We start from the raw sequence: 8,300 nt of genomic DNA on the forward strand, positions 1-8,300 counted from the left end.
ACGGTCGGCTCGTTGTGGCCCAGCATGCGGGCTTCCGGCTCGAACGGCGCGGCATACCAGGCAAGCGCCTCGACGCCCAGCTGATCGAGCTTCTGCAGGGTCTCGCTGCCGCGGATCTTCATGGCCGATGACGCGGCGCCCGGGTTGCGGCCGCGGCTGAGGTCGGACAGCACCTGCAGCTCGATCATCTCCAGTGCCTGGATGGAGATCTCCGCCTCCGCCAGCCGCTCGGCGAAGGCCCGCTCGTCGATCAGCCGGCCCGAGCCGTCGGCCGCCTCCTCCTTGGCGATGCGCCGGACGTCCTCGATGCGGGCATAGAGGTTGGGCGTATAGGCATCGCCCCCGCGCTCGAACTCGAGCAGGTACTTGGCGACCGTCCAGCCGGCGTTCTCCGGGCCGATGCGGTTGGCAACCGGCGTGCGCACGTTGTCGAAGAACACCTGGTTCACCTCGTGGTCGCCCGCGAGCGTCACGATCGGCTTCACGCTGAGGCCCGGCGCCTGCATCGAATCGATCAATACGAAGGAGATGCCGTCCTGCGGCTTGCCCTCGATCGCCGTGCGCACCAGGCAGAACATGTGGTCGGCAACGTGCGCGCCGGTGGTCCAGATCTTGGTGCCATTGATCACGTAGTTGTCGCCGTCCTGCACCGCGCGCGTCTTGAGGCTGGCAAGGTCGGAGCCCGAGCCCGGCTCGGAGTAACCCTGGCAGAAGGTGATGTCGCCAGCGACGATCCTGGGCAGGTACTTGGCCTTCTGCTCCGGCGTGCCGAACTTCATGATCACCGGGCCGACCATGCGCAGGCCCATCGAGAAGATGCGCGGCGCGTCCACCGCCGTGCATTCGCGGGCGAAGACGTAGCGCTGTGTCGCGTTCCAGCCGGTGCCGCCATATTCCTTCGGCCAGCTCGGCGCCGACCAGCCGTGCTGCGCCAGCACCTTGTGCCATCTCAGACCGGCTGCAAAGTCGGCGAACACGCCGCCGGTCTTGGCTCCGGCCTCGCGCAGATCCTCGCTCAAATTTTCGTCAAGGAAGCGGCGCACATCGTCGCGAAAAGCTTGATCCTCTGGACTGAGGTCGAGGTCCATGGCGTTTCTCTCCCGGTTGGCCGAAGGCTAGCAGCGCCATCCGGCGGGCGGTATGCTTTTTGCGTCGCTGCGGGGCACCGACGAGGAGACCGATCATGCGTGTTCTCGTTTACCTGTTCAGCCTTGTCCTGCTGGCCCTGCCGGCGATGGCCCAAGACAAGCCGCAGGACAAGAAGGACATCGATCTCGCGCTGGCGCTCGGCATCGACATCTCCGGCAGCATCGATCCCGACGAAGCCAAGCTGCAACGGCAGGGCTACGTGATGGCATTCCGCGACCCGGTGATCGTCAAGGCGATCCTGGGCGGACCCAACGGCCGCATTGCCGTCGCCTACTACGAATGGTCCGACTCCTGGATGCAGAAGCTGCTGATCGACTGGACGCTGCTCGACAGCGAGGCGACGATCGCGGCATTTGCCGACAAGCTCGCCAACTCGCCGATCTCGATCGCGCGCCGCACCTCGATCAGCGGTGCTATTCGCTACGCAGTCGGCCTGTTCGGCCGCAGCGCCTACGACGCCGACCGCAAGGTGCTCGATATCTCCGGCGACGGGTCGAACAACGACGGCATGCTGGTTACCGATGCGCGCACCGAGGCGCTGAAGCAACGGATCGCAATCAACGGCCTGCCGATCATCAACGATCGGCCTAATCCTTTCGGCTTCCCGGCCGAAGCGGACCTCGACCAGTATTACCTGCATTGCGTGACCGGCGGACCACGCTCGTTCGTCGAGGTGGCAAGGAACTTCGATGATTTTCCGCGCGCCGTTCGCAAGAAGCTCCTGCAGGAGGTCGCCGATCGCGGGTCGCGATCGGACACCGGCGCAGCCGGTCTGGCCCTGCATGACGGGACGCGGCTCGCCCAGGCGCGCCGGACACAGGCCAGCGAGGACGACGACTATACGCGTTTCGTCCGCCCGGGCTACGAGCCCGGCTGCGACGTCGGCGAGCGCCGCTCGCGCGAATTCTGGCAGCGCCGGTTCGGCACGACGCCGGACTGATCCTCGAGGCGCCGGATCGCAATCACGATGTCTCGGTCTCCGGCCGGATCACCGGCAAGGCGAGGAGGCGTTCGGTCGCGAACTCGAGAAACGCATCGAGCTTGGGAGCGCGATGAACGCGACCCTTGGTGACCAGATGCACGGGCAGTGGTGGTGCCTCGTAACGCCGGAAGAGCCGGATCAGGCTCCCCGCCTTCAGATCGTCGGCCACCTGGTATGACAGCAGTTGGGCGATGCCACGGCCGGCGCGCGCCGCGCGCAGCCGCGTTTCGACATCGTCGACCCGCAGCCTGCCCGTCAGCCTGTGCGGCGCATCCCGCACCGGGCCAGCGAAGATCCAGTCCTGCGCAACGGGCGACGTGCCCAGGACGACATCGTGCGCCGCGAGATCCGCAGGGCTTCGCGGCGTGCCGCGCTTCCTCAGGTAGCCGGGACTTGCCACCCACAGCCGCCGAACCTCGCCCACCTGTCGGGCGAGCAGCGACGAGTCGGGCAGATGGCCGATACGCACCGCCACGTCGATCGCCTCGTCGATCAGATCGACGTTGCGGTCGCCGAGCATCAACTCGACCTCGACGTCGGCAAAACGGTCGAGAAAGCGCGCGGCGATCGGCGCGACGTGGCGGCGACCGAACTGCACCGGCGCGACAACTCGCAAGACGCCGCGGACCGGCGCGTTCGCGACTCCGGCCAGGGAAGCCTCGTAGGCATCCAGCACGACGCGGGCGCGATCAACCAACAACCGACCGGCCTCGGTGGGCGCGAGCCGTCGCGTGGTACGGTCGATCAGGCGGACACCGATGCGATCCTCGAGCGCAGCGAGCGCCCGCGTCACGGCCGGGGGCGAGCGACGCAGGCGTTGCGCCGCACGCGCGAGGCTACCCTCCTCGACAATCTTCACGAACAGTCCGAGCTCATCCAGACGGTCCATTCGACTATTCCACATTACACAATAAAGTCTTTCATCATAGGCTAATTATTTCCGAAACGGAAAGATACATGCAGAAGGGAGCACATTATCGGGTCAGGCCAATGGATATGTCACCCTTCCATGTCGACGAACTTGCCGCCCAGTCGCTGGCCCATCAAAGCAGCTCCGGCGCCGGTATTCGCGCCGCGATGCCGGACCAGCATCGCAGCTTCTTCGAGCTCCTGCCCTATCTCTTCGTGGCCACCGCCGATCAGAACGGCTGGCCTGTCGCCTCTGTGCTTCACGGCAATCCCGGCTTCGTCCGCTCGCCTGACCCGACCAGCTTGCACATCGACAAGCGCCCTGCCTCCGACGACCCCGCTGCAGCCGGTTGGCAAGCGGGCCGCTCGGTGGGCCTTCTGGGCATTGATCTTTCCAACCGCCGGCGCAATCGCGCCAATGGCAAGGTGGCGGCGCTGGGCGAGCGCGGCACGACCGTCGCCGTTGCCCAGAGCTTCGGCAACTGCGCCCAATACATCCAGACGCGGCGGCCGACGGTTCGTCACCGCCATCCCAGCCCCGTCCAGCACCTTGCCGGACTGGATCAGGCAGCACGGAGCCTCATCGCAAGCGCGGACACCTTCCTTGTGGCCAGCCGATCGCGCCCGACGATCGAGCATGCGAGCGGCCTCGATGTCTCGCATCGCGGCGGGCGGCCCGGTTTCGTTGCCGTCGAGGGCGACACGCTCCTCGTCCCCGACTTCCGCGGCAATCGCTTTTTCAACACTCTCGGCAATCTGCTCGGGGATCCGCGCGCCGGCCTGCTGTTCATCGACTTTGCCAACGGCGACCTGTTGCAGCTTCAGGGCACGGCCACGATCGACTGGACCGACCGCGACGCCGCGAGGCTCGCCGGCGCACAGCGAACCTGGCGGGTCAAGGTCGAGCGCGGCTGGCGACAGCCGCAGGCCCTGCCCTTCGACTGGATCTTTGGCGACTATGCGCCGACGACGCTCGCGACCGGTGTCTGGACGTCAGAGTGAGGAAAGGCGTGAGACCATCGCGTCCAGAGCAAGTATGTAGGAATCGACGCCGAAGCCGGCAATGATGCCGACGACAGCCTCGGCCGTGACCGAGCCGAAACCGCGTTTCTCGATGTTGGTCATGTGGACCTCGATCGCGGGGGCTTTGATCGAGCGCAGGCAATCGCGCAGGGCATGGCCGGCATAAAGGAAACCGGCCGGATTGAAGAGCACGCCGTCGATGCCATCCCGGTCCGCGCGAAAAATCGCCGAAACCGCCTCGCCCTCGGTGTTGGTGTAAAGGATCTCGAGTCCCACGCCGAGCTCGCGCGCCCGGCGGCGGACGATGGAGTTCAGTTCCTTCGCCGTGGTCGTGCCGTAGAGCTCTGGCTGGCGGGTGCCCAGATACTCCATGTTGGCGCCCTGGATGAGCAGGAGTTTCATTCCATCCCCGAGTAGCGACGCGGCATCCCAGGCACCGCAGCCGTCGAAATACTAGAACAAGTTCCGGTTGAAGGGCACCAATCCTTGGCACGCAGACGAACGCTGTGCGGTGGCCCAACACTCTCGCCGGGGGCCCTGCGAAAGAACAACCGGCATCAGCGCGGCAAGGAGGAGTACCCCATCAACGCGACGTCGATCGAGCGCGCACATTGCCGCCCTTCACGGATCGCCCAGACCACGAGCGACTGTCCGCGCCGCATGTCGCCGGCGGCGAACAACTTCGGAACCGACGTCTTGTAGTCCTGCACACTCGCGGCAACGTTGCCGCGGGCATCGAGCATGACGCCTGCCTGCTCCAAGAGACCCGGCCTGCGCGGTCCGAGGAATCCCATCGCCAGCAGCACCAGATCGGCCTTGAGCTTGAAACCACTGCCCGGCACTTCGGCCATCGTCGTGCGGCCGTCCGCGCCCTTCACCCAATCGATGCGTACGCATTCCAAGGCCTCGACCCTGCCTTCGGACCCGACCGCCCGCCTGGTGAGGACGGCAAAGTCACGTTCCACCCCCTCCTCGTGCGAGGACGAGGTGCGCATCTTGAGCGGCCAGTCGGGCCAGGTCAGCGCCTTGTCTTCCTTGTCCGGCGGCTGCGCCATCACCTCGAGCTGCGTGACCGAAACCGCGCCCTGTCGGTTGGAGGTACCCACGCAGTCCGACCCGGTGTCGCCTCCGCCGATTACCACGACATGCTTGCCCTCGGCGCTGATCGTGCCCCCGGGGGCCGCGCGTGTTTCATCGTCGCCGGCAACGCGCTTGTTCTGCGGCACCAGGAAATCCATGGCGAAGTGGATACCCTGCAGTTCGCGCCCGGGCACTTCGAGATCGCGCGGCCATTCCGCACCGCCGGTCAGGGCGACCGCGTCGAAGCCTTCGAGCAGGGACTTCGCCGACAGCGTCGCACCGACCTCGACGCCGGTGCGGAACTCCACTCCTTCGGCCTCCATCTGGTGCATGCGCCGATCGATCAGACGCTTCTCCATCTTGAAGTCGGGAATGCCGTAGCGCAGCAGGCCGCCGATACGGTCGGCTTTCTCGAATAGCGTCACCGCATGGCCGGCGCGCGCCAACTGCTGGGCGCAGGCGAGACCGGCTGGCCCGGAGCCTACGACCGCTACGCGCCTGCCGGTCTTCCTCGTCGGCACGAGCGGCTGGATCCAGCCCTCCTCCCAGCCACGGTCGACGATGGCGCATTCGATCGACTTGATGGTGACGGGGCTGTCGTCGATGTTGAGCGTGCAGGCCGCCTCGCAAGGCGCCGGGCAGATGCGGCCAGTGAACTCGGGGAAATTGTTGGTCGAGTGCAGCACCTCCAGTGCCGCCTGCCAGCGGTCGCGGCGTACCAGCTCGTTCCAGTCGGGAACCTGATTGTTGACCGGGCAGCCGTTGTGACAGAAGGGCACGCCGCAATCCATGCAACGCGCCGCCTGCTGGCGCATCTCGCCCGCCGGCAACGGCAGGATGAATTCCTTCCAGGTCTTGAGGCGCGCTTCGACCTTCTCGTAAGGCCGATCCTTGCGCTCGATTTCCAGGAAGCCGGTGGGAAGGCCCATCGCTCGATCTACTCCCTCTTTCGTTTGCATTCGCGTCGCGGAGGAAAGGATTCCTCGGCCTCGCCTCGGGACGACACGGTCCTGTGCATCATCCCGCAGCTCAGCAGGGATCTTTAGAGTGCCGGTCCCTCACTCCGCCGCGACCGCCTTTGTCGCCGCCTTGCCGCGGGCCTGCATGAGCGCGCGCTTATAGTCCTTGGGCATCACCTTGACGAAGCAGGGCAAGGCCCGGTCCCAATCCTCAAGAAGCTCGCGGGCGCGAGCACTGCCCGTATGCAGGTGATGCCTTTCCACGAGGATGCGCAGCCGCTCGGCATCGAAACGGAGCACATCGCCCATCCCGTTGTCCTCCGCATCGAGCGCGCGCTGATGCGGCCGGCCCTGATCGTCGACGGCTGCATCGGAGCGCGCACCGACCTGCTCGAGTTCGACCATCGCGGGATTGCAGAGGTCCCGGAAGCGCGCCTTGGGATCGTACACATAGGCCACGCCGCCCGACATGCCGGCCGCGAAGTTGCGGCCGGTTTCGCCCAGGACCACGACGACGCCGCCGGTCATGTACTCGCAGCCATGGTCGCCCGTGCCTTCCACCACCGCAATGGCGCCGGAGTTGCGCACCGCGAAGCGCTCGCCGGCCACGCCCTCGAAATAGGCCTCACCGGCAATGGCGCCGTAAAGCACGGTGTTGCCGACGATGATGTTCCGCAGCGGATCGCGCCCCGTACCCGGCGGCTGGCGCACGGTGACGCGCCCGCCCGACAGACCCTTGCCGACATAGTCGTTGGCGTCGCCTGTCAGCTCGAGCGAGATGCCATGGGCCAGAAAGGCGCCGAAGCTTTGCCCGCCCGTGCCGGTGAGCTTGATGGAGATCGTGTCGTCGGGCAGCCCGGCATGGCCATAGCGCTTGGCCACCTCGCCCGAGAGCATGGCGCCGACCGTACGGTTGACGTTGCTCGCCGGCAGCTCGATCTGCACGGGATCGCCGCTCTCCAGTGCCGGATGCGCCGCGTCGATCAGCCTGTTGTCGAGCGCCTTGTCGAGGCCGTGCTCTTGCCGCTCGCTGTTCCAGATCGCAACCCCCGGCTTGGCCGGCGCAACATACAGCAGCTTCGAAAGATCGACGCCGCCGGCTTTCCAATGGTCGACGGCACGCCGCATATCGAGGCGATCGACACGGCCGATCATCTCGTTCAGCGCGCGGAAGCCCAGCCGCGCCATGATCTGGCGCAGCTCCTCGGCCACGAAGAAGAAGTAGTTGATCACGTGCTCGGGCTGGCCGGTGAAACGCTTGCGCAGCACCGGGTCCTGCGTCGCCACGCCCACAGGGCAGGTGTTGAGGTGGCACTTGCGCATCATGATGCAGCCGGCCGCGATCAGCGGTGCAGTCGCGAAGCCGAACTCGTCGGCGCCGAGGAGCGCACCGATCGCGACATCGCGTCCGGTACGGATCCCGCCATCGACCTGCACGGCGATGCGGCCGCGCAAGCCGTTCAGCACCAAGGTCTGCTGGGTTTCGGCGAGCCCGATCTCCCATGGCGAGCCGGCATGCGTCAGCGAGGTGAGCGGCGAGGCGCCGGTGCCGCCCTCGAAGCCCGAGATCGTTACATGATCGGCACGCGCCTTGCTGACGCCCGCCGCGACCGTGCCGACGCCCACTTCCGACACGAGCTTCACCGAGACGCGCGCCACAGGGTTCACGTTCTTGAGGTCGTGGATGAGCTGCGCCAGGTCCTCGATCGAGTAGATGTCGTGATGTGGCGGCGGCGAAATAAGACCGACGCCCGGCGTCGAGTGGCGCACCTTGGCGATGGTCTTGTCCACCTTGTGCCCCGGAAGCTGTCCGCCTTCGCCGGGCTTTGCGCCCTGCGCCATCTTGATCTGCAGCTCGTCGGCGCTCACCAGGTACTCGCTGGTCACGCCGAAGCGGCCCGACGCCACCTGCTTGATCTTGCTGCGCTTCGAGTCGCCGTTGGCCAGCGGGACGAAGCGTTCCGGATCCTCGCCGCCCTCACCCGTGTTCGAACGGCCGCCAAGCCGATTCATGGCGATCGCCAGTGTCTCGTGCGCCTCGCTGCTGATCGATCCGTACGACATCGCGCCGGTGGCAAACCGCGTCAGGATCGTTTCGATCGGCTCGACCTCGTCGATCGGCACCGGCGCTCCTGCCGGCTTCAGCCGGAACAGACCGCGCAGCGTCGCGCGATGCTCGTTCTGCCGATCGACCGCGC

General features: G+C 66.4%; 7 protein-coding genes. 2 read left to right on the top strand and 5 right to left on the bottom strand.

The features are described 5' to 3' along the window. Window positions 1-1,088, bottom strand: a 1,088-nt coding sequence (locus tag VH499_RS17085) for an acyl-CoA dehydrogenase family protein (protein ID WP_332053949.1), incomplete at its 3' end; no start/stop codon positions are given. A gap of 95 nt (window positions 1,089-1,183) precedes the next feature. On the opposite strand from VH499_RS17085, the gene VH499_RS17090 reads away from it, so the two are divergent. Beyond that, the gene (locus VH499_RS17090) at window positions 1,184-2,089 is read left to right on the top strand and encodes a DUF1194 domain-containing protein (protein WP_332053950.1); all 906 of its coding nucleotides are present in this window, start codon (window positions 1,184-1,186) and stop codon (window positions 2,087-2,089) included. Window positions 2,090-2,111: 22 nt separating this feature from the next. On the opposite strand, the gene VH499_RS17095 is transcribed toward VH499_RS17090, so the two are convergent. Then, window positions 2,112-3,020, bottom strand: a complete 909-nt coding sequence (locus VH499_RS17095; protein ID WP_332053951.1) for a LysR family transcriptional regulator — start codon at window positions 3,018-3,020, stop codon at window positions 2,112-2,114. Between the two features lie 101 nt (window positions 3,021-3,121). Between VH499_RS17095 and VH499_RS17100 the strand changes: the two genes are divergently transcribed. Beyond that, on the top strand, window positions 3,122-4,042 hold the full coding sequence (locus VH499_RS17100) for a pyridoxamine 5'-phosphate oxidase family protein (protein WP_332053952.1): 921 nt from the start codon (window positions 3,122-3,124) through the stop codon (window positions 4,040-4,042). Here VH499_RS17100 and VH499_RS17105 read toward each other — a convergent pair. From VH499_RS17105 to VH499_RS17115, 3 genes are all read right to left on the bottom strand, one after another. Next, window positions 4,034-4,465, bottom strand: coding sequence for a type II 3-dehydroquinate dehydratase (locus VH499_RS17105; RefSeq protein WP_332053953.1), 432 nt, complete (start codon window positions 4,463-4,465; stop codon window positions 4,034-4,036). The two genes, VH499_RS17100 and VH499_RS17105, sit on opposite strands and share 9 nt — an antisense overlap. 155 nt (window positions 4,466-4,620) lie before the next feature. After that, window positions 4,621-6,072, bottom strand: coding sequence for a glutamate synthase subunit beta (locus VH499_RS17110; protein WP_332053954.1), 1,452 nt, complete (start codon window positions 6,070-6,072; stop codon window positions 4,621-4,623). A gap of 129 nt (window positions 6,073-6,201) precedes the next feature. After that, the coding region (locus VH499_RS17115) for a glutamate synthase-related protein (protein WP_332053955.1) at window positions 6,202-8,300 on the bottom strand (2,099 nt) is incomplete at its 5' end.

The sequence above is a fragment of the Reyranella sp. genome (genome assembly GCF_036558665.1).
Lineage (GTDB): Bacteria > Pseudomonadota > Alphaproteobacteria > Reyranellales > Reyranellaceae > Reyranella.